We start from the raw sequence: 20,296 nt of genomic DNA, 5'->3' as shown, positions 1-20,296 counted from the left end.
TCGACGGCCTTGCGGCCCTCGGCGGGGGCGAGGTCGAAGAGGTAGGGCGGGTTGGCGGTGGCCTCGACGAAGGCCTGCGCGGCGGGTTCGAGGACCGGCGTGACGGGCGTGAAGGCTTCGGACATGCGCGTCTCCCTGCAGTGCGTGCGCCGCACCGGGCGTTCCGGTGCGGCCGCGGTTCACCGTAGGCACCCGGTGTGCCGTGCGGTTGCCCACGAGTGCACGGCCACCCGCCCCGTAGCGCACCCGCGGCCTTGCGATCTCCTGCCGAGATGACTGCCATCCCGAACCATCGCCGCGCGCGGGGAAGCACGGCGGGCCGCGGAGCGCTGTGCAATGACGAGAGCAACACCGCTCGTGAGGAAGGTCCCGTGTCCCAGATGTCGTCGTCCGAAATACGCTCCCCGCGCCGGGAGGCGGCCGCGCAGTCCGCCCACGGGGTGCCCGGCTGGCTGATCGCGCTGTTCGCCGTCGCCTCCGGCATGACGGTCGCCAACCTGTACTACGCCCAGCCCCTGCTGTCCGAGCTGCGCGGTGTCTTCCACATCGGCGAGACCACCGCGGGTCTGCTGATCACGCTGACCCAGGTCGGCTACGTGATCGGCATGATCTTCCTGGTGCCGCTCGGCGACCGGCTGGAGAAGCGGAGCCTGATCACCGCGCTCCTGACGGTCACCACGCTCGCCCTGGTGGCCGCCGGTCTGGCGACCGGGTTCCCGATGCTCCTGATCGCCTCGTTGATCAGCGGCGCGACCTCGGTGGTGGCGCAGATCCTCGTGCCGTTCGCCGCGAGCCTGGCGCCCGACCACGCCCGGGGCCGGGTGGTGGGCCGGGTGATGAGCGGCCTGCTCACCGGCATCCTGCTGTCCCGCACGCTCAGCAGCCTGGTCTCCGGCGTGGCCGGCTGGCGGGTCGTGTACCTCGGCTCGGCCGTCCTGATGGCCCTGCTGGGCGTGGCGCTGCGGCTCGCCCTCCCCAGGCACGCGCCCACCACCTCCGTGCCGTACCACCGCGTGCTGCGTTCCACCGCGGCACTCGTGCGCACGCACCCGGCGCTGGTGCGCCGGGGCCTCTACCAGGCGGCGATGTTCGGTGCCTTCAGCGCCTTCTGGACCACCGTCTCGTATGTGCTGACCGGACCGCGCTTCCACTACTCCGCCGTCGGGGTCGGGGTGTTCGCGCTGGTCGGCGCGGCCGGTGCGGCCGTCGCCCCGTTCGCCGGGCACTGGGCCGACCGCGGGTTGACCCACCGGATGACCGGCGCCGCGTTCGGCCTCGCCGCGCTGGCCTTCGCGATCGCCGGGTTCGGCGGGCGCAGTGTCGTCCTGATCGGGCTCGCGGCCATCGCCCTCGACATGGCCGTGCAGACCAGCCTGATCCTCGGCCAGCACACCGTCTACCAACTCGACCCGCTCGCCCGGGCGCGTCTGAACAGCGCCTTCATCGCGATCTTCTTCGTCGGCGGCGCCGTCGGCTCCCAGCTCGGCTCGATGGCCTTCCGGTCCGGCGGGTGGAGTGCGGTCAGCCTGTTCGGGGCCGCCCTGCCGGTCCTGGCGCTGCTGTACTGGCTGACCGAGCGCCGGAACGGGGTGAAGCGCCCGGCGTAGGGCCCCCGGGGCACCACTTCCTCACGCCTGCCGGTCCCAGAGTGCCCTGCTGGTCCCAGAGTGCCCTGCCGGTGCCAGGGCCCCCTCCCGGTCTCGCGGGTGATCCGCGCCGGACAGCCGCAGGCGCGGTTCCCGGCGGAGCACCCGGTCGACACTCCCCCGGTCCGGGCCCGAGCGGACCCGGGAGCAGCGGATGCCTGCCTAGGATGCGGCGGAGATCCCCGCCGTACCGAGGCGGGCGCCGTGCCACCGGGAGCGGATCATGGACCTGCGGCAGATGGAAGTCGTGGTCGCCGTGGCGGACGCGGGCGGGTTCACGGCGGCCGCGCGCCGGCTGCACGTGGTCCAGTCCGCCGTCTCCGGCACGGTCCGGGCCCTCGAACGCGAGCTGGGCACCCCGCTGTTCACCCGGACCACGCACCGGGTCGGGCTCACCCCGGCCGGTGAGGCGTTCGTCCCGGCGGCCCGGCAGGCCCTGCGCGCCGCCGAGCTGGCCCGCGAGGCGGTCGACGCGACCAGGGGCGAGCTGCACGGCCGGGTGACGGTCGGCACCATGCAGGGGGTGTGGGCGAACCTGCACCACGCGCTGAGCGCGCTGCGGGCGGAACATCCGCACGTGGTGGTCCGGTTGCGGCAGGCGGCGGTCATCGACATCCGGCAGGCGCTGCGCGAGGGCACGGTGGACCTGGCGGTGGTGGCGCTGGACCGCCAGCAGCAGCGCGGGCTGGTCACCAGGCTGCTGGCCCGCGAGGAGATGGTCCTGGTGGCCTCGCCCAGCCGCCGCCTCACCGTGAACGGTGCGCAGGGCACGGTCGACCTGGCCGACATCGCCGAGCTGCCGCAGGTGGAGTTCACCCCCGGCTGGGCGATCCGGGACGCGGCCGACCGCGCGTTCCGGGCGGCCGGCGTCGAACGCGCCACGACCTTCGAGGTCAACGACATCGTGGCCGCGTACGAACTGGTCCGCGCCGACCTCGGCGTCTGCGTCATGCCGCCGACCGTCGCCCACCGCTTCCCGGACCTGACGGCCTACCGGTTCGCCCGGCACGCACCGAGCTGGAAGGTGATGGTGGTACGGCCGCCGGGAGAGCCCCCGGCGGCCGTCGCGGCGCTGCTGCGCCACATCACCTGAGCGGGAGTCGCCGGACTCCGGGGCGTCAGAAGTCGTCCGCCTCGGGGATCACGTGCATCGCGGCCTCCTCCGCGGACGCCCCGGCGCCGTCCAGGCCGCGGTCGGAGGCGAACAGGTCGGAGTCGGTGACCTCGTGCGTGCCCTCGTCCGGCGCGAGGAGCCGTCCGGCGCGGCCGTCGCCGACCTCGTCGTCGAGGAGTTCGCCGTCCGTGTCCCAGGTGTCGCCGAGGTCGTCACCGTCCGGGACGCCGATGTCCGGCACCTCCTCGGCGAGGCGCTCGTCCAGGGTCTCCCCGCGCAGCCCCTCCGCCGCCGTCACTCCCGTGTGCTCCACGGCCCAGGGCCGCTCCGGCGGCGAGTAGCCCTCGTCCAGGGCCTCCTCGCCGGCCCGGTAGTCCAGCGTGTCCGAGGCGTCCAGCAGCCCGGCGTCGTCCTGCACCTCCGAACCGTCCGGCTGGTAGACCTCGTCACCCATCGCCTCGTCGGTCATGCGCACTCCATCGTCACTCGGGCCGTCAGTTCGATCCGGCCGTCAACCGGAAAGGGTAGGAGGTCGTGGTCCCGGCCGAGGGCCGCGATCACGAAATGGTCGCCGTCAGGGCGCGGCGGACAGCGGGCGGTCAGCCGTCCGGCCCGGCGGCGCCCGCGGTCCGCCGCCACTGCGCCGGCGGCATCCCGTACGTGTCGCGGAACGCCCGGCTGAAGTGGGAGGGGCTGGCGAATCCCCAACGGGCGGCCACCGCGGCGATCGACCGGTGGGCGGCGCCGGGCAGCGCCAGCTCGGCGCGGGCGGCCTCCAGGCGGCGGGCCCGGATCCAGGCGCCCACGGTGGTGCCCTCGCGCTGGAAGAGCCGGTGCAGGTAGCGCAGCGAGATGGCGTGCTGGTCGGCGATGTCCCGCGGGCCGAGCCCGGGTTCGCCGAGCCGGTCCCGGACGGACGCGGTGATCCGCTCCCACAGGACCGGCTCGGGCGGCCGGCCGGTCCGCTCCAGGGCCACGGTCGCGAGGATCTCCACGACGGTCCGGGCGAGCTGTTCGCGGCGGGCCGCGGTGGCCCGGGTGACCTCGTCGACGAGTCCGTCGAGCAGCGGCAGCAGCAGGGCGGCCGCGCCCCCTTCGGCCTCGTCCACGGTGCCGGCCGTGAGGGCGTGCAACTGCCGTTCGTCCAGGCGCAGCAGGGCGCGGGGCACCATGAGGATCCGGGCCCGCTGCGGCTCGGGGAGCACGATCCGGAACGGGCGCCGCGCGTCGTGGAAGGCCAGGGCGCCGGGGTGCAGCTCGGCGGTGCGGCCGTCCTGGAGCAGCAGGGCGGTGCCGGTCAGCTGGCGGCGGACCAGGATATGGGTACGGGGATCGGCGGCGGCCGTGCGGGCGGCGCGCAGGATCGCGCCGGGGCCGAAGTCCTCGGTGGCGATCTGGAGGGCGCCGAGCCGTTCGGCGGTCAGTTCGCCGGTCCACGGGCGGTCCGGTTGGACGGTGACCTCGACGTCCACGAAGGTCCGGGACAAAACGCGCTGCCAGGCGTCGAGGCGGTCGCCGGGGGCCAGGTCCCGGGTGGTGCAGGACACGGCGGTCAGCACGGCGGCCCCTCGGTCCGCACCCGGTCCAGCCAGTCCGTCGGGGAGAGCCCGAAGGAGCTGCGGAAGGCCTTGCCGAACCCGGCCGCGCCGGTGAACCCCCAGCGCCGGGCGACCTGGCCCAGGCTGACCGGGCCCGCCGGGCGGGCGGCGAGTTCCCGGCGGCACTCGCGCAGCCGCCGGTCGCGGATCCACTGGCAGACGGTGGTGTCCTCGGCCTGGAAGAGCCGGTGCAGGTAGCGCACCGAGATGCCGTGCGCCCGGGCGATGACGGCCGGGGTCAGCGCGGGGTCCGACAGGTGCCAGCTGATGTAGGTCCTGATGCGCAGCAGCAGCACGCCTTCGGCGCCGGGCAGGTCGGCGGGGTCCGCCCCGAGCCGGTCCGCGGCGGTGGCCGCGACGAGTTCGACGACGCTCTCGGCCAGCCGCTCCGCCGTCGGCGACGTGTACGACGCGGAGGTGTCGGCCAGCCGTTCCAGCAGCGGCCCGAGCAGGGCGGGGAGCCCGTCGTGCGGGTGGATCGCGCGGCCGGTGAGCCGTCGCACGTCGGCCTCCGAGAGCCCCAGCGGCGGGCGCGGGACCGCGAAGATCTTCAGCCGGAAGCGGTCCGGGAAGGCGGTGCGGAAGGGGCGCAGGGTCTCGAAGAAGGCGATGTCGCCGGTGCCCAGCTCGGCATCGCGGCCGTCCTGTTCGACCCGGGCCCGGCCGGTGCTCTGGACGGCCACGAAGATCTCCCGGCCGTCGCCGCGGGCGATGAGGCGCGGCGTCCGGTGGACCCGGCCGGGGTCGGCCTCCACCGTGGTGATCCGGAGGCCCCCGAGGCGGTCGGTGCGCAGGGTGGCGTCGTAGGTATCGCCCTCGGCGGCGATGTCCATCCCCACCAGGGTGTCGAGCACGGCGTCGTGCCAGTACTCAAGGCTCTGCTCCGGCGGAACCGAGCGGGTGGTCAGCACCCTGGCCCGTTCACTCGTCGCGCCGGCCGGGGGCCGGCGTATCTCCTCGTGGGAGCCGATCGCGGTTGCCATGGCCTCAGCCTCGCCCGGCGGCCGGTACCGGCGCATCAGTCGGCCGACTGGTCATGCGCCGGTGCCGGGCCCGTCACCGCAGACGGGCCCGCAGAAACGCACAGCCGGTCAGCAGGGCCGCCCGGGTGGGCGCGCTGTCGGCGAGGGCGTGCAGCGCCACGAAGTCGTGGATGGTCCCGAGGAACCGCACGGCCAGCGCGTCGACTCCGGCCTCGGACAGCTGCCGCGCGTACTGCTCGCCCTCGTCACGGGCCACGTCGGCCTCCGCGGTGACGACCAGGGCCGGCGGCAGCCCCGCCAGTTCCTCCGGGCGCGCCCGCAGCGGAGCCGCGGTGGGCTCGCTCCGGTACGCCGGGTCGGCGACGTACCGCTGCCAGTAGGCGCGCAGCGCCCGGCCGGTGAGCAGGTAGCCGGTGGCGAACCGGCGTTGCGAGGGGCTGTCGCAACCGGCGTCGGTCAGCGGGTAGTAGAGCAGTTGCGCGCTGATCCGCGGTCCGTGCCGGGTCTTCGCCAGCATGGTCACGGCGGCCGCCAGCGTGGCACCCGCGCAGTCGCCGGCCACCGCCAGCCGGCCGGGGTCCAGCGCGAGCGCGTCGGCCTGGGTGACCGCCCAGGTCAGCAGGGCGTAGCACTCCTCCAGCGCCACCGGGTAGCGGGCCTCGGGGGCGCGGCTGTACTCGGGGACGAGGGCGCACACACCGGCGCCGGTGACGAGTTCGCTGATGAGCCGGGCGTGGGTCTGGGCGTCGCCGAGCGCCCACCGGCCGCCGTGCAGGTACAGCAGGGCCGGGAGCGGACCGCGCGCCCCGGCCGGGCGTACGGTCCAGAAGCCGAGCAGCCCCGCGGGGCCGACGGGTGCCACGTGGAAGACGGCGTCCACGGCGAAGTCCTCGAACCGGTCGGCCTGGGTCTCCCGCAGCGCCTGCCGTGCCGCGTCCGGGCCGAGGTCGTCGAGGGTGGGCGGCACGGCGGCGGCGCTGACCAGGCGCTGCACCACGGGGTCGAGGACGACGGCGCCCCCCGGTCCTGCGGACGTCATGGGCGTTCCTCCGGCCGGTCCTCGGGTGCCCTCACCGGCCCTGTACCAGGTCACGGAGCTGATGGCGGCTGCTGATGCCGAGTTTGGGATATACGTTGTACAGGTGCGAGCCGATGGTACGCGGCGACAGGAAGAGCCGCTCGCCGATCTCCCGGTTCGACAGGCCGCGCGCCGCCAGCTGGACGATCTGCCGCTGCTGCGCGGTCAGTTGCTCCAGCAGACCCGCGTCCGCCGGGGCCGGGGCCGCACCGCTCGCGCGCAACTCGCTGCCGGCGGCGGCCGCGAGGGCGCCGGCGCCGAGGTGTTCGGCGGTCTCCAGGACCGTGGTCAGCTGCCGGCGCGCCTCCAGGGTACGGCGGCAGCGGCGCAGCCAGATCGCGTAGTTGAGGCGGACGTGGGCGCACTCCCAGGGCCAGCGGTTCGCCCCGTGGTTGACGAGCGCGAGCTGGAAGTGCTGCTCGGCGTCCCGGTCCGGGCCGACCAGGGCGGTGGCGTGGTGCAGGAGCAGCGTCATCCTGGTGCTGGGGCGGTCCCCCTGTTCGGCCCTGACCCGGTCCAGGATCGGCAGTGCCTCGGCCGACCGTCCGGTGCGCTGGGCGGTGACGGCGAGTTCGGCCACGGCCCGCGCGGACAGGAAGGGGTGCAGAGGTGCGCCGTCGGCGGTGAACAGGCCGCTGAACCGCCGCCAGGCGTCCTCCATGTCGCCGCGCGTGACGGAGGCGAGTCCGCGGGCGCGCAGCAGCCGGGCGTGGGTGGCCCGGTTCTCGTTCAGGCAGACGGCCCGCCACACGGAGGGGGTGAACCAGGGCTCCGGCGGCAGGGTGCCGCGCAGCGCCCGTACGGTCAGCGCCTGCGTCTCCAGGTCGGCCCGCAGGCGCGGCAGGCGGAGCACCGCGGCCTCCGTCAGCGCGTCCTCGATCACGCTCCCGGCCTCGGCGAGCCGCCCGGTGGCCAGCAGGGTGTCCACCAGGGGGAGCACCGACCAGCCGCGCAGCCCGAAGGCGCGGGCGCCGCGCAGCCGCTCGTCGGCCGTCCGCGACTGCCCCAGGTCCACGTCCGCCCCGTCGGCCTGGCGGGCGGCCGCAGCGAGGATTGTGCGGTCGGCAGGCGGCGTGCCGTGCGCCGTGCCGCGGCTCGGCGGAGCACCGGTGACGGCGGAGCGGGGCCGGGCGATGGCGGGGACCAGCGCGGCCAGGGACTGCCGGGTGTGGGCGGTGTCCAGCCGGGTCGGCGGTCCGGTCGTCGCGGGCCGCCACCGCCCGGACGCCTCGGCCTGCCGGGCCCGGTCGAGCAGCCCGGGCAGGGCCGCCGTGTGCTCCGGGAGCCCGGACTGGGCGGCGATGCCCGCCGCCAGGCCGGCGAGGGCGAGCGCCAGGGACCGGTCGACGGCCGGAAAGTGCTCCGAGGCGTCCGTCAGCAGCTCGAAGGCCGCGCGCTGGGCCGACTCCTGGGAGAGCGCGGAGGCCAGCGCACCTGCCGCGACGCACCCGGACTCCGGCCCGGCCCCTTCCTGGACGAGGCGTTCGTACAGCTCGCGGACCCAGCCGGGGTCGCCCGCCGCGTGGGCCGCGGTCAGGGCCTCGGCCAGCCGGCGGGCGCGTTCCGGCGGCCGTGGGCTGAGCCGGGCCGCCTGTTCCAGGGCGCGTGCGGCCTCCACCGCGTCCCCGCGCCGCCAGGCGGAGACCTCCAGGGCGGCGGCGACGGACGCGTCCGCGCCCACGGTGGCGACGGCCAGATGCCGGGCCTTGACCTCGGGCCGCACGGCGACCCTGGCGAGCTCACGGTGGGCCTGCTGGCGCTCGCCGGCCGGGCGCCCGAGGTAGGCGGCCGAGCGGGCCAGCGGATGCCCGAAGGCGAACCGGTCCTCGGCCAGCGCGATCAGCCCCGCCGCCTCGGCCGGCGCCCACACCGCCAGGTCGCCGCTGCCGAGGGCGGCCATGACCGCGGCGACGGTCCCGCCGGGTCCCGCGGCCGCCGCGTACAGCAGGGCCCGGCGGGTCCGGGCGGGCAGTGCGTCGACCCGGGCGCCGAAGACGTGCGTGCGCCGCACCGAGGTGGCGGGGTCCGCCGCTCCGCGGGCCAGTTCCACGAGGGCCAGCGGGTTGCCCTCGGCCTCCGCGAGGATCTCCAGCCGGTGCCGGCCGGTGGGCGCGGCCGGCTGCCGGTCGAGGAGGGCCGCGGCCGAGGTGCCGTCGAGCGGGCCCAGCCACAGGGTCTCGGTGCCGGGCGGCGGAGCGGGCAGGGCCGCCTCGTGGCGTGCGGTGAGCAGCACCGACAGCGCGCGGCCGGTCAGGTGCCGGACCGCGGCGAACAGTGCCTCCGGGAAGGCGCGGCCGCACAGGTCGGCGTCGTCCACGCACACCAGTACCGGACCCGTCCCGGCGAGCCGGTCCAGCAACGCGGTCACCGCCGCGTGCAGCTCGGTCCCGTCCGCCGCCGGACCGTCCGGGTGCGGTGCGGCCGTCAGCAGCCGCTGCTGGGCGGCGGGCAGCGCGGCGAGTTCGTCGCGCACGGACGGCGTCAGCAGCTGGTGCAGGCAGGCGTGCGCGTGTTGCGGGTCCTCGGCCCAGCCCTGCGCGGCCAGCACCAGTACGCCCTCGGCGGTGGCCCGGTCCCGGACGTGCCGGAGCAGTGCCGTACGCCCGGTCCCCTCCCCGCCGAGGAGGAGCAGGGTCTGGGGCGTGCCCGGCTCGCGCGTCGCGCACCGCAGGATCCGCGCGATCTCACCGTCCCGGCCCAGTACGGCGCTCTCGTCGCCGGTCGTGGACTGCTGGGATGGGCGGACCGTCATGCACGTACTCCCCCGCTGGTGCGTTTTCCCTGACCAGGGCCATTGTCGCGGAGACCGGACAGGGGCGCTTCTGTCACATGACCGGTCACCGGCGCCCGCGGCCGGCCGGTGCGCGCTGCCCGCGGTTCCCGTCCTGCCGCCGGCCGCTGGCAGGATTGCGGTATCAGCGCCTCGGCGGCCCCGACGACAAGGACGGTTCATGCACGCCGGTACCGAGCACCCCTTCGGCCAGGGCATCCTGGGCCGGGCCGGCGAGCTGGCCCGCCTCGACCGGCTGCTGGGGGCGGTGGACGGCAGCGGTCCGCAGGTGCTGGTGCTGACCGGGGAGCCGGGTGCGGGCAAGAGCACTCTCGTGGACCTGGCGGCCGAGCGGGGCCGGGACCGGGGCCTTAGGGTCCTGCGGGTGCGCGGCAGCGAGGGCGAGGCGGGTCTGGGGCTCTCGGGCGTGCACCAGTTGCTGCACCCGCTGCTGCCCGGCGAGGGCCTGCCCGCGGCGCACCGGGAGGTGCTGGACCGCGCCTTCGGCCCGGAGGCGGCGGAGTACGAGCTGAAACTCGACCAGCTGACCCTGTGCGTCGGCGTCCTCGGGCTCATCACCGAGGCCGCCGCGCGCCGGCCCCTGCTCCTGCTGGTGGACGACGCCCAGTGGCTGGACCTCGGCTCGGTGGACGTCCTGGCCTTCCTCGCCCGGCGGCTGGAGGGCAGGCCGGTGGTACTGCTGCTCGCCGCCCGCGAGGACGGCGTGCCGGCCCGCTTCGACCGGGCCTTCCCGCAGATCACGGTGGGCCCGCTGAGCCGTTCCGCGGCCGGGCAGCTCCTCGACGCGCAGCCGGATGCGCCGCGTGGCAAGGCACGGGCCGAGATCCTCCGGCAGGCGGCCGGCAATCCGCTGGCCCTGATCGAGCTGCCCCGCGCGCTGGCCCGGGGCCGGACCGGGGACACGGGGGCCGGCGGGGCCGGGGGTGCCACGCTGCCGCTGACCGCGCGCCTGGAGAACCTGTTCGCCGCCGACCTGCCCGGCCTGCCCGCACCCACCCGGGCGGCCCTGCTCCTGGCGGCCGCGGCCGGCCCGGCCCGGCTGAGCGACCTCATACGGGCCGCCCCCGAGCTGGACGTGGTGGCGGCGCTGGACCCCGCCGAGCGGGCCGGGCTGGTGCGGGTGGCGGACGGCGCGGTGCTGCTGCGGCACCCGCTGGTGCGCTCGGCCGTCTACCACGCGGCCTCCTTCCAGGAGCGCCGGCAGGCCCATCTCGTCCTGGCCGCCGCGCTGGCCGGGGAGCCGGACCGCCGGGCCTGGCATCTGGCCGCCGCGGCGACCGGCCAGGACGCGGAGGTCGCCGACGCCCTGGCGGAGAGCGCCGAGCGGGCCCGGGGCCGGGGCGGCTACGCGGCGGCCGCGACCGCGCTGGAACGCGCCGCCGAGCTGACCCCGGCGCCGGATCTGCGGGCCCGGCGCCTGCTGGCGGCCGCGCAGGCGGCGATGTTCGCCGGTCATCCGCAGTGGGTCGGCGAGCTGAGCGGCCGGGTCGGCGAGCTGACCGGGGATCCCCGGCTGCGTGCCGAGGCCTCGCTGTTGGGCGGCTGGGCCCTCGGGGTGACCCTCCGTCACGAGGAGGCGCTGGCGCTTCTGCTGGAGGTGGCCGAGGCCACCGCCGCCTCGGCTCCGGACCTCGCCCTCGGTGCGCTGAGCACCGCCGCCACCTCCGTCTACAACTCCGGCGCGACCCGCCACCGCGCCGAACTCGACCGGATCAGCGGTCTGATCGACGGGGACGACGACCCGGCCGGCCGCGCCTGGGCCCGGGCGGTCATCGACCCCGTTCACGAACGGCCCCTTCTGGAAGGGCACTTGGCGGCGGGGCTGGCCGCCCTGGCGCGCGAGGAGTCGCTCGGCAACCTCACGGCGCTGGGCGGCACGACCTGGATCCTGGACGAGACCGAGCAGGCCGTGCGCGTCCTCGGGCTGACCATGGACGTCCTGCGGCGGGCCGGCAGCGCGGGCACGAACGCGACCGTGACCCAGGCGCTCGCCCTCGCCCTGTTCGAGAGCGGCTCGTGGACGGCGGCCGAGGACGCGGCACACGAGGCGTTCTGGATGGCGACGGAGGCGGGGGCGGACAACGTGACCGTGGGCGCCGGGGTGCTGCGGGCCACCCTGCGCGCGCTCCGGGGCGACCACGCGGCCGCCAGGACCGCGGCGATGCACGCCGTGCGGGGGGTGGACCTGCGCAGGTCGCTGAGCCTCCAGGTCCGCCACCGGTACGCCATGGGCATGGCGGCGTTCGCCGCCGGCGACCACGCGGACGCCTACGAGCAGTTGCGTGCCACCTTCACCCGGGACTTCCGGCCGGCCCCCGTCCACTACCACGCCTCGCTCTACCACCTGGGTGACCTGGCGGCCGCGGCGGTGCGCGCGGGGCGGGCGGACGACGCGCGCACGGTGGCCGACGCCGTGCGGCAGGAGCTGAAGCCGGACCCGTCCCCGCGGCTGGCCGCCGTACTGCACCGGGCCACCGCCCTGCTGACCGACACCGACGACGCCGAACGGCACTTCCGTGCCGCCCTCGACGCCCCGGCCACCGACTGCTGGCCGTTCGAGAAGGCCCTCGCCCACCTCGACTTCGGCGAGTGGCTGCGCCGGCGCCGCCGCAGCGCGGAGGCCCGCCCGCACCTGAACGCGGCCCTGGAGTGCTTCCAGCGCCTGGACGCCCGCCCGTGGACCGAGCGGGCGACGGCGGAGCTCCGGGCGGCAGGCGCGGCGACCGGCCCCGCCCCCGCAGGCGAACTCACCCCGCAGGAACGCCGGATCGCCGAACTGGCCGCCCAGGGCCTGACCAACCGCGACATCGCGGCCCGTCTCTATCTCTCCCCCCGTACTGTCGGCTACCACCTGCACAAGATCTTCCCCAAGCTCGGCATCACGGCCAGGGCCCAGCTCCGCGACGCCCTCACGCAGGAGGACCGGGGCTGACCTACCGCTTGCGGGAGCCCTCGGCGGGCCGGTCGCACAGGGCGTGGTCGACGAGCGCGCCCGTGGCCCGGTTGAGGACGGCGAGGTCCGGCGGCGCGGTCGTGGTGGTGAGGGAGACGGTCACCGCGCGCCTGCCGTCCGCGCTCACCGCGGGGCGGGTGTTGACGCCCGCCCCGTCGCCCTCGTGGGTGTAGTAGTAACCGCCGCAGGAGAGCGGGATCCTGCGCAGCCCGAGGCCGTAGGTGCCCTCGGGCATCTCGGCGACGTCCTCCGGGTCGTCGGTCCGCTCGACGGTCTGCCGCATCTCGCGCCACTGCTCGGCGGGCAGCAGCCGGCCGCCGGCCAGGGCGCGGAAGAAGGTGTCCAGGTCGGCGGTGGTGCTCACCACGCCGGAGTCGGCGGTGTGCTGGAAGCTGTGCTCGGTGACGTCGAGCCGCCCGCCGTCCGCGGTCGTCAGGTACGCCCGTACGTACGGCTCCGGCAGATACGGGTCGAGCCCGGGGACGGAGGTGTTCCGCAGCCCCAGCTTCGCGATCACCCGGTGAGCGACGAGGTCCTGCCAGCTCGCGCCGCCGGCCTTCTCGGCGATCATTCCGGCGACCAGGTAGTTGGTGTTCGAGTACGCCCACCGGGTGGCTCCGCCGGGCCGCGGCACGAACAGCGGCCGGTGCCTCATCGCCACCGCCACCAGGTCGGCGGCCGGGGTGGTGTCGTAGCGGTTCTCGTCGAAGTGGTTGACCAGCCGGTCCCGGATCTCCGGGTCGTCCACGTAGTCGTACAGGCCGCTGGTCTGGCGGAGCAGGTCGCGGACGGTGATGCGGCCGCCGTCGTTGCCGTTGCCGTCGACGACCCCCGGCAGCCAGTGCTCGACGGTGTCGTCCAGCGACAGCTTCTTCTCGGCGGCGAGTTGGAGGACCACGGTGGCGGTGAACGTCTTCGTCGTGCTCGCCACACGGAAGTGCGCGTTCCACGGGACCGGTGCCGAGGAGCCGGCGGCCCGGGTGCCGAGGCGCGCCACGAGCGCCGCCCCGTCCGCCCGGTCGACCCGGGCGAGCACGTTCACATCGCCTCCCCCGGCCTGCCGTACGGCTGCCAGGTCCTGGCGGAGGGCGGCCACGCCGTAGGAGTGCGGCGCGGCCGGGTGGTGCCCGGCGGTGACGGCGGTCGCGGTCACGGGTGAGGCCAGGGCGAGCAGCGCTGCGGCCGGCAGGGCGACCCCGGCCTTCCTCGACGACGGCATCTGCATGGTCGAATCCCCCGTTGCTGGTGGGTGTCCCGGTCGGTGACGACCACCAGCCAACCGGAACGGGACCCGCGGGAGGATGGGACTTCCCACCGGATGCGGGGTGTACGTAGCCCCCCTCCGGCTCGGCCGGCCCGGTCTGGCCGGCTGCTCCACGGTCCGCCCCGTCTCAGCGCGCCCTGCGGGGCGGTGTGAACACGTACAGGTCGAGGATGTCGGGGCAGGGGGCGACGCCGGGACCGCCTTCCCGTACCCGGCGGGCGATGTCCTCGGTGGCGTCGGCTCACCCTCGTCGCCGCCACCGCCGCCAGTCCCGTCCCTCCCGCGGACCAGGCCCGTCAGCTCCTGGCGGCGGTGGCGGACCGAGGAGATCGAGAAGTGCGCGGTGCCGCCGGGCAGTACTTCGAAGCCATGACCGAACGGACGGGATTCACGGCCGCGTGCCATATGCCGGCACCCCTGACGGTCCTTCATCCCTTCACACACAAGAGGGTCGTTGGAGAGCTGCTCCCCTATCTGCGGCTCGGCCCCTGCTCCGACCCGGCGGGCAGGTCTCGCCGGCCGGCCCGCCGGTTCGGTAACAACCGCGATCTGGAGGGGATGATCATTACGGAGATCCTCAGGGTGGGGCAGCCGGCCGCGGCCAGAGAGCCGGCATATCGCGGCCCACAGGACAGCTCGGCGAGCCGACTTCTCACGCAGGCCGCCGTTGAAGCGCTGGACGGCCGGATGGACCTGGCCGAGCAGCACATGCTGACCGCACACCGCCCGTACGAGCGCGAGGGTGCCGGAGCCCACCCGGTCTGGGTGAGAAAGGCTGCCTGCGCACTGCTGCGCTCCGCTGCCGCCGAGAAGGCCGTCTACCTCCGGGTCACCGCGCAAGTCATGTCCCGCGCCCCGCTGCCCCCCGTGGAGATCATGCTGAACCGGCTGTGGAGGGTCAGCTTCGAGCCGGAGTTCGCGGAAGAAGCCCTTGCCGAAGACCCACCGGCGGTGTGACGCCCGCACGATCGAACCGGCCTCGAACACCCTCGCCCGCCCGAGGCGACCCCCGCGGCTCGGGCGGCTCGAGCGGCGCGCACGCGATCTGCGGGTTTCATCGTCACCGCGACCAATCCGCAGTCCCGGCGGGAACGGATTACGCCCGGACATGTCCCGACCGTGGAGGCCCTCGGTGAAAGAAGCGGTAAATATCAGCCCGAAACCCTCGAACGGGCCTGACCTGGAGGAGTTGGTGGGCCGGGTGGCGCTCGGGGACGAGGAGGCGTTCGCCGGCGTCTACGACTCGGTGGCGGGACCGGTGCTGGGTGTCGTGCGTGCCGTGCTGCGTGATCAGGCGCAGTCGGAGGAGGTGGCTCAGGAGGTGCTGGTGGAGGTCTGGCGGACCGCTCCCCGCTACCGGCGCGACCGGGGCACGGTCATCAACTGGATCCTCACGCTCGCGCACCGCCGGGCGGTGGACCGGGTGCGCTCGGTCGACGCGGCGGCCGCCCGGGACCACAAGGCCGCGCTCCTGGAACGGGTGCCCGAGTTCGACGAGGTGGCCGAGCACGTGGAGGCACGACTGGAGCGGGAACAGGTGCGCCGCTGTCTGCGCACCCTCACCGAGCTCCAGCACCAGGCCGTCACGCTGGCGTACTACCGGGGGCTGACCTACCGCGAGGTGGCGGAGGCGCTGGCGCTCCCGCTGGGGACCGTCAAGACCCGGCTGCGCGACGGGCTCATCCGGCTGCGCGACTGCCTGGGGGTGACCGCGTGACGACCACCGCAGACCTGCACCGGCTGACGGGCGCCTACGCCCTGCACGCCCTGTCCGACGAGGAGAGCGCGGCGTTCGAGCGTCATCTGAAGGGCTGCGAGACGTGCCCGCAGGAGACGGCCGAACTGTCCGCGACCGCGGCCCGGCTGGGCCTCGCCGTCGCCGTGCCGCCCGCTCCCGCCCTCCGTGAACAGGTGCTGCGCCGGATCACCACGGTCCGTCAGGAGACGCCCGGCAGAGCTCCCCAGTCCCCGTCCGTCCGGTCCGGCCTGCGGGCCCGGGCGCTGTCCAGGTGGGCGCTCGCCGCCTGCCTCGCGGCGACAGCGGCGCTCGGCGGGACCGCCCTGTGGCAGCACCAGCAGGCCGAGGACGCCCGTGACCGGGCGCGGCACGCCACGCAGGCGACGGACGAGATCGCCGCCGTACTGGCCGCGCCGGACGCCAGGACCCGGGCCGCCGCCCTCACCGGCGGCGCCACCGGCACCGTCGTCGTCTCCCGCGGCCAGGACCGGGCCGTGTTCGCCGTCTCGGGGATGGCCCACCCGCCCGGCGGGAAGGTCTACCAGCTGTGGTTCGACGACGCCGGGACCATGCGGTCGGCGGGCCTGATGGACCCCGGCCGCAGCGACCAGACCGTCCTGCTGCGGGGTGCCGTCGACGGAGCGTCGGGTGTGGGCGTCACCGTCGAACCCGCCGGCGGCTCGAAGCGGCCCACCTCCGCCCCGCTCGCCCTGCTGGCCTTCCCGGGCTGAACGAGAGGGCTGCTGGGCGAGAGGGCTGCGCGGGGGCCGTACGCGGTCGGTACGGGGGCCGTACGCGGGCTCGGCGAGCGCCCCGTACGCGGGCTCGACGAGGAGGCCGGGGCGTCAGACGAGGCCCGTGACCGTCACGGTCACCCGCGTCGCGGGCCGCGTGGGCACCAGGACGTCCAGGCGGTGCTCGACGGCGTCCCGGACGCGGCGGGCCACGTCCACGGCCCTCTCCTGCCGGAGCGCGACGACGTGGATCTCGACGTGCCAGGGGCCGGCACCGTCCGGACGGGTCATGCGGACACCGGCGGGCGGTGTCCCGCCCGTGCCCGGCGCGCCCGCCGTGGGCCGTGGGAGGGCGGAGCGCAGCCGGTCGGCCAGCCCCGGCCTGAGGAAGGCCACCCCCGGCACGCCCTCCACCGCCGTGGCGACTTCCGCGACGAGCGTTCCGTGCGCGCTGTTCTCGCGGTTCACGGTCATGGCGTACGGCCTTCCCGGCCGTCGTCGGCCATGGTCTCCACGAGGTCGGTGACACGGATGTCCACCGCCGCCACGACCATGCCCAGTTCGCGTTCCGCGGCCTCCCACACCCGGGCGCGCACCTGGGCGGCTAGGTCCGGCAGGGGGGCGTCGGCCGGGGCATGGATGTCGAGGCGGACCCCGACCGCACCGTCGGCATCGAGACAGGCGTCAGCGTCGCTGTCGGCAGCGGTGGCGGTGGCGGTGGCGAAGAGGCGGCAGGAACCGGCGCGGACGCCCGGGATCGTCTCGGCCGCCGCGCGCAGGGCGCGGGCCGCGACCGCCTCCATGATCCACAGGTCCTCGGCCGGTTCACCGAGGGGCACCGGGCGGCCCGGACGCAGTTCGAGACGGACGACTTCCATGATCCGCCGGGTCAGCGGCCCGGCGTCGTAGGCGGTGGTGTCCCCGGTCTCCTGCCGGAGGCCGCGCACCGCGGACTCCAGCCGGTCGAGTTCGCTCACCGCCTCCCGGCAGTGCGGGCAGGACCGTGCGTGCGGGTCGTCGGCCTGTCGTTCCCAGTCGTCCCAGGTCCGGGACAACAGCCGTCCGCACGGCAGGAGTTCGTCGTCGTCGGGCGCGCGGTTCGGCGGCTCGGTGCGGTCGGTCATCGCCAGGCCCCCAGTGCTTGTGTCAGACAACGGCGTGCGCGGAACACCCGGGCGCGGACGGCCTCCTGGCTGATGCCCACCGTGTCCGAGATGAACTCGTAGGACCGGTCGTCCAGTTCCCGCAGCACCCAGCAGGCCCGCTGCTCGGCCGACAGCAGGTCGAGGGCGTCGCGCAGTTCGCGGACGGCCTCGTGGGCCTCGGTGATGCGGGCCGGGGAGGCGGTGTGCTCGGCCGCCGGCAGGTCGCCGGCCGCTTCCAGCGGGGCCACGGGCCGGCGGGCCCGCAGCACGTTGAGGCACCGGTTGGTGACGATCCGGTACATCCAGGTGCCGAACGAGGACCGCCCCTGGAACTCCGGCAGCCGCCGCCAGGCGCTCAGAAAGGCGTCCTGCACGGCGTCCTCCGCCTCGCTGCCGGTCCCGAGCAGACGCGTGGCGAGCCGGATCAGCGCCGGTGCGTGCCGCTGCACCAGCACGGCGAAGGCGTCCTCGTCGCCCTCCCCGGCCCGGACCGCCAGCAGGACGTCGTCGGGCGGGTCGGCAGGGAGGTCGGCACCGGCCCTGCCAAGCATGTCGGCACCGGCGTCCGGCGGTGCGCTCGGTGTGCGGTCCCCCGCCACTGGGCGGCTCCTCTCGTCTCCCGTCCGGCCTTCAGAAGGTTGGACACCGTCGCGCCGCCGCCGTTACGGAGGGCTTTCGAGCAGGGACGGTCACCGTGCGGAGGGAGACTCCGTCCGTCCCTTCCCGTCGTTCGGTTTCCCTCTTTTTCCGTAACCGGAGCCGACGCGGATTGGTCGGAAATCCACCTTCACCCGATCGTGGGAGCGACCAATCCGCCCGGCTTTCGGAGCCGGATTCCCCCCGTGACGGAGAACGAGAGGAAACCCGCCAGGGCACCGCTGCCGCTGGGCGCGCTCAGCGGCGCCCTGGCCGGATGCGCCGCGCTCGCGGTGGCCGAGGCGGTGGCCGGAGCCGTGCGTCCGCAGGCCGGGCCGGTCGTCGCGGTCGGCGGTGCGGCGATCGACCGTACGCCCGCCGCCGTGAAGGACTGGGCGATCCGGCACTTCGGCTCCGACGACAAACTGGTGCTCCGGCTCGGGATTCTCGCGGTGCTCGCGCTCTTCGCACTGGCGCTGGGAGTTCTCGCGCTCCGGTTCAGGCGCACCGGCGCGGCCGGCGTGCTGGTGTTCGGAGCCGTCGGCGCGGTCGCGGCGACGAGCAGGCCGGACTCGGCCGGCGTCACGGACGCGCTGCCCTCCGTGGCGGGCGCCGCCGCCGGAGCCGTCCTGCTGTACGTCCTCGTGGGGCGTCTCCTGCAGCCCCGGGCCGCCGGGCCCGGCACTCCGTCGCCCGGCGCGGGCTGGGACCGGCGTGGCTTCGTGATCGCGGCGGGCACCGCGGCCGTGGCGTCGGCCGGTGCCGGCCTGCTCGGCCGCTCGCTGAGCGTGGCCGGCGCGCGGGACGCGGTCGCCTCCCGCCGGAACGCGGTGCTGCCCGCACCCGGTTCGCCCGCCCCGGCCGTGCCCAGGGGCGCCGGCCTGCGCATCCCGGGGGTGAGCCCCTTCATCACGCCGAACGGCGACTTCTACCGCGTGGACACCGCCCTGGTGGTGCCCGAGGTGGACGCCACGACCTGGCGGCTGCGTATCCACGGCGACGGCGTCACCCACCCGGTCGTCCTCTCCTACACCGACCTGCTCCGCCGCGAGCTGGTCGAACGGGACATCACGCTCACGTGCGTCTCCAACGAGGTCGGCGGCCCGTACGTGGGCAACGCCCGCTGGATCGGCGTACGGCTGGCGGAGCTGCTGGCCGAGTGCGGGGTCGAGCCGCCCTCCCGTGGTGGCCCGGCCGACCAGTTGGTGGCCCGTTCCGTGGACGGGATGACGATCGGCAGCCCGGTCGAGGACGTCATGGACGGCCGCGACGCCCTGCTCGCCCTGGGCATGAACGGCGAACCGCTGCCCTTCGCCCACGGCTTCCCGGTCCGCATGGTGGTGCCCGGCCTGTACGGCTTCGTCTCCGCCTGCAAGTGGATCGAGGACATCGAGCTGACCAGGTTCGACGCCTACGACCCGTACTGGGTCAAGCGCGGCTGGGCCCGCCAGGCACCGGTCAGGACCGAGTCGCGGATCGACACCCCGAGGCCGTTCGCACGGCCGACGGCCGGGACGGTGATGGTCGCCGGAGTCGCCTGGGCCCAGCACCGCGGCATCGACAGGGTCGAGGTACGGGTCGACGACGGCCCCTGGCAGGAGGCCCGGCTGGCGGCGGAGGACTCGCGCGACACGTGGCGCCAGTGGTCCTTCCCCTGGCGGGCCACCAGGGGCGGCCACACCCTCACCGTCCGCGCCACCGACCGCACCGGCCGGGTGCAGACCGCCGAGCGCACCCGCACCATCCCCGACGGCGCCGGCGGATGGCACTCCGTGGTCGTCACCGTCGACTGATCCCCACAGCCACCCGTTCCCATCCCCGTGTGCTGCCGCCCCGGCCGCACCGACCTGTAATCGATCACCAGGAGAAACACCATGAACACCCGTATCCGCCGTGTCGCCGTCACCGTGGCCGCGGCCGCCGTACTCCCGCTCGCCCTGAGTGCCTGTTCGGACAACGGCGACGACTCCGGCAAGTCGGGCTCCGCAAGCACGGCGTCGGCGTCCGGCGGCGACATGGGCGGCTCCGCCACCGCGGCCGCGGACAAGCCGTTCGGCCCGGCCTGCTCCTCGGTCCCCAAGGACGGCGCCGGTTCCTTCGACGGCATGGCCCAGGACCCGGTGGCCACCGCCGCCTCCAACAACCCCGCCCTGTCCACGCTGGTGACGGCGGTGAAGAAGGCCGGGCTCGTCGACACCCTCAACAACGCCCAGAACATCACCGTGTTCGCGCCGACCAACGACGCCTTCGCGAAGATCCCGAAGGCCACCCTGGACAAGGTCCTGAACGACAAGGCCCAGCTGACGAAGATCCTCACCTACCACGTGGTGGGCCGGAAGCTGGCCCCGAAGGACCTGGCGAAGGGCTCCTTCGACACGCTGGAGAAGTCGAAGGTCACCACGTCCGGTTCCGGCGAGTCCTACACCGTGAACGACTCCGCCAAGGTGGTCTGCGGCGACGTCAGGACCGCCAACGCCAACGTCTACATCATCGACAGCGTCCTGATGCCCGCCGGCTGACGGACCGCCACCTCCGGGTGCCACCTCGGGGTGCCGCTTCGGCGGCGCCCCGAGGTTTTCTGCGGATTCCCCGTCACGGATCCGGCAGGGGCGGGTC

General features: G+C 75.2%; 17 protein-coding genes and 2 pseudogenes. 8 read left to right on the top strand and 11 right to left on the bottom strand.

What is annotated here, in order from left to right; translation table 11 throughout:
- Positions 1-125: pseudogene (locus AB0472_RS42940) on the bottom strand (esterase); the annotation flags it as partial.
- A 255-nt stretch (positions 126-380) separates the two neighbouring features.
- On the opposite strand from AB0472_RS42940, the gene AB0472_RS42935 reads away from it, so the two are divergent.
- Both AB0472_RS42935 and AB0472_RS42930 read left to right on the top strand, forming a co-directional pair.
- Entirely contained in the window at positions 381-1,607 is a 1,227-nt protein-coding gene (locus AB0472_RS42935; protein ID WP_366364825.1) for an MFS transporter, read from the top strand.
- Between the two features lie 262 nt (positions 1,608-1,869).
- Positions 1,870-2,739: a LysR family transcriptional regulator gene (locus AB0472_RS42930; RefSeq protein ID WP_366364824.1), complete on the top strand. Its 870-nt coding sequence runs from the start codon at positions 1,870-1,872 to the stop codon at positions 2,737-2,739.
- A gap of 25 nt (positions 2,740-2,764) precedes the next feature.
- Here AB0472_RS42930 and AB0472_RS42925 read toward each other — a convergent pair whose 3' ends face one another.
- The 5 genes from AB0472_RS42925 to AB0472_RS42905 form a co-directional block, all read right to left on the bottom strand.
- On the bottom strand, positions 2,765-3,229 hold the full coding sequence (locus tag AB0472_RS42925) for a DUF5709 domain-containing protein (RefSeq protein WP_366364822.1): 465 nt from the start codon (positions 3,227-3,229) through the stop codon (positions 2,765-2,767).
- A 130-nt stretch (positions 3,230-3,359) separates the two neighbouring features.
- A complete protein-coding gene (locus AB0472_RS42920) occupies positions 3,360-4,319 on the bottom strand; it encodes a helix-turn-helix domain-containing protein (RefSeq protein ID WP_366364821.1) in 960 nt (319 codons plus the stop codon).
- On the bottom strand, positions 4,313-5,341 hold the full coding sequence (locus AB0472_RS42915; protein WP_366364819.1) for a helix-turn-helix domain-containing protein: 1,029 nt from the start codon (positions 5,339-5,341) through the stop codon (positions 4,313-4,315). The genes AB0472_RS42920 and AB0472_RS42915 overlap by 7 nt, the downstream gene beginning before the upstream one ends.
- Before the next feature lie 73 nt (positions 5,342-5,414).
- Positions 5,415-6,380, bottom strand: a complete 966-nt coding sequence (locus AB0472_RS42910; RefSeq protein WP_366364818.1) for an alpha/beta hydrolase — start codon at positions 6,378-6,380, stop codon at positions 5,415-5,417.
- A gap of 31 nt (positions 6,381-6,411) precedes the next feature.
- Positions 6,412-9,171, bottom strand: a complete 2,760-nt coding sequence (locus tag AB0472_RS42905; protein ID WP_366364817.1) for an AAA family ATPase — start codon at positions 9,169-9,171, stop codon at positions 6,412-6,414.
- A 199-nt stretch (positions 9,172-9,370) separates the two neighbouring features.
- Here AB0472_RS42905 and AB0472_RS42900 point away from each other — a divergent pair, with 199 nt between their 5' ends.
- Positions 9,371-12,142 (top strand): LuxR family transcriptional regulator, encoded by a 2,772-nt coding sequence (locus tag AB0472_RS42900; protein ID WP_366364816.1) that lies wholly within the window; start codon positions 9,371-9,373, stop codon positions 12,140-12,142.
- Between the two features lies 1 nt (position 12,143).
- Here the strand turns inward: AB0472_RS42900 and AB0472_RS42895 are convergent, their stop codons facing one another.
- Both AB0472_RS42895 and AB0472_RS42890 read right to left on the bottom strand, forming a co-directional pair.
- Positions 12,144-13,388: a serine hydrolase domain-containing protein gene (locus AB0472_RS42895; RefSeq protein WP_366364814.1), complete on the bottom strand. Its 1,245-nt coding sequence runs from the start codon at positions 13,386-13,388 to the stop codon at positions 12,144-12,146.
- Positions 13,389-13,554: 166 nt separating this feature from the next.
- A pseudogene (locus AB0472_RS42890) lies at positions 13,555-13,665 on the bottom strand ((2Fe-2S) ferredoxin domain-containing protein); the annotation flags it as partial.
- 98 nt (positions 13,666-13,763) lie between these two features.
- On the opposite strand from AB0472_RS42890, the gene AB0472_RS42885 reads away from it, so the two are divergent.
- The 3 genes from AB0472_RS42885 to AB0472_RS42875 all read left to right on the top strand — a co-directional run bounded on the left by AB0472_RS42885 (position 13,764) and on the right by AB0472_RS42875 (position 15,896).
- Positions 13,764-14,384 (top strand): hypothetical protein, encoded by a 621-nt coding sequence (locus AB0472_RS42885; RefSeq protein WP_366364813.1) that lies wholly within the window; start codon positions 13,764-13,766, stop codon positions 14,382-14,384.
- A gap of 175 nt (positions 14,385-14,559) precedes the next feature.
- Positions 14,560-15,144 carry an ECF RNA polymerase sigma factor SigK gene (sigK, locus tag AB0472_RS42880; RefSeq protein WP_366364811.1) on the top strand — a complete coding sequence of 195 codons (585 nt, stop codon included), beginning with the start codon at positions 14,560-14,562 and terminating at the stop codon, positions 15,142-15,144.
- Positions 15,141-15,896 (top strand): anti-sigma factor, encoded by a 756-nt coding sequence (locus AB0472_RS42875; protein ID WP_366364810.1) that lies wholly within the window; start codon positions 15,141-15,143, stop codon positions 15,894-15,896. The genes sigK and AB0472_RS42875 overlap by 4 nt, the downstream gene beginning before the upstream one ends.
- 114 nt (positions 15,897-16,010) lie before the next feature.
- On the opposite strand, the gene AB0472_RS42870 is transcribed toward AB0472_RS42875, so the two are convergent.
- From AB0472_RS42870 to AB0472_RS42860, 3 genes are read right to left on the bottom strand one after another with little or no spacing between them, the layout of a single operon-like run.
- Positions 16,011-16,373 carry a hypothetical protein gene (locus AB0472_RS42870; protein ID WP_366364809.1) on the bottom strand — a complete coding sequence of 121 codons (363 nt, stop codon included), beginning with the start codon at positions 16,371-16,373 and terminating at the stop codon, positions 16,011-16,013.
- Positions 16,370-17,023: an Asp23/Gls24 family envelope stress response protein gene (locus tag AB0472_RS42865; protein ID WP_366364808.1), complete on the bottom strand. Its 654-nt coding sequence runs from the start codon at positions 17,021-17,023 to the stop codon at positions 16,370-16,372. Before AB0472_RS42865 ends, AB0472_RS42870 begins: the two co-directional genes overlap by 4 nt.
- Complete coding sequence (locus AB0472_RS42860; protein WP_366364807.1) at positions 17,020-17,595, bottom strand: sigma-70 family RNA polymerase sigma factor; 576 nt, start codon at positions 17,593-17,595, stop codon at positions 17,020-17,022. The genes AB0472_RS42865 and AB0472_RS42860 overlap by 4 nt, the downstream gene beginning before the upstream one ends.
- A gap of 291 nt (positions 17,596-17,886) precedes the next feature.
- On the opposite strand from AB0472_RS42860, the gene AB0472_RS42855 reads away from it, so the two are divergent.
- Both AB0472_RS42855 and AB0472_RS42850 read left to right on the top strand, forming a co-directional pair.
- The gene (locus AB0472_RS42855) at positions 17,887-19,473 is read left to right on the top strand and encodes a molybdopterin-dependent oxidoreductase (protein ID WP_366364806.1); all 1,587 of its coding nucleotides are present in this window, start codon (positions 17,887-17,889) and stop codon (positions 19,471-19,473) included.
- A gap of 81 nt (positions 19,474-19,554) precedes the next feature.
- Entirely contained in the window at positions 19,555-20,199 is a 645-nt protein-coding gene (locus AB0472_RS42850; protein WP_366364805.1) for a fasciclin domain-containing protein, read from the top strand.
- The last annotated feature ends 97 nt before the right edge of the window (positions 20,200-20,296 follow it).

Source organism: Streptomyces sp. NPDC086777, from assembly GCF_040702065.1.
In the GTDB taxonomy this organism is placed as follows: domain Bacteria; phylum Actinomycetota; class Actinomycetes; order Streptomycetales; family Streptomycetaceae; genus Streptomyces.
Note: the sequence above shows the minus strand (reverse complement) of the source record. Positions and strands in the feature narration are given on the sequence as shown.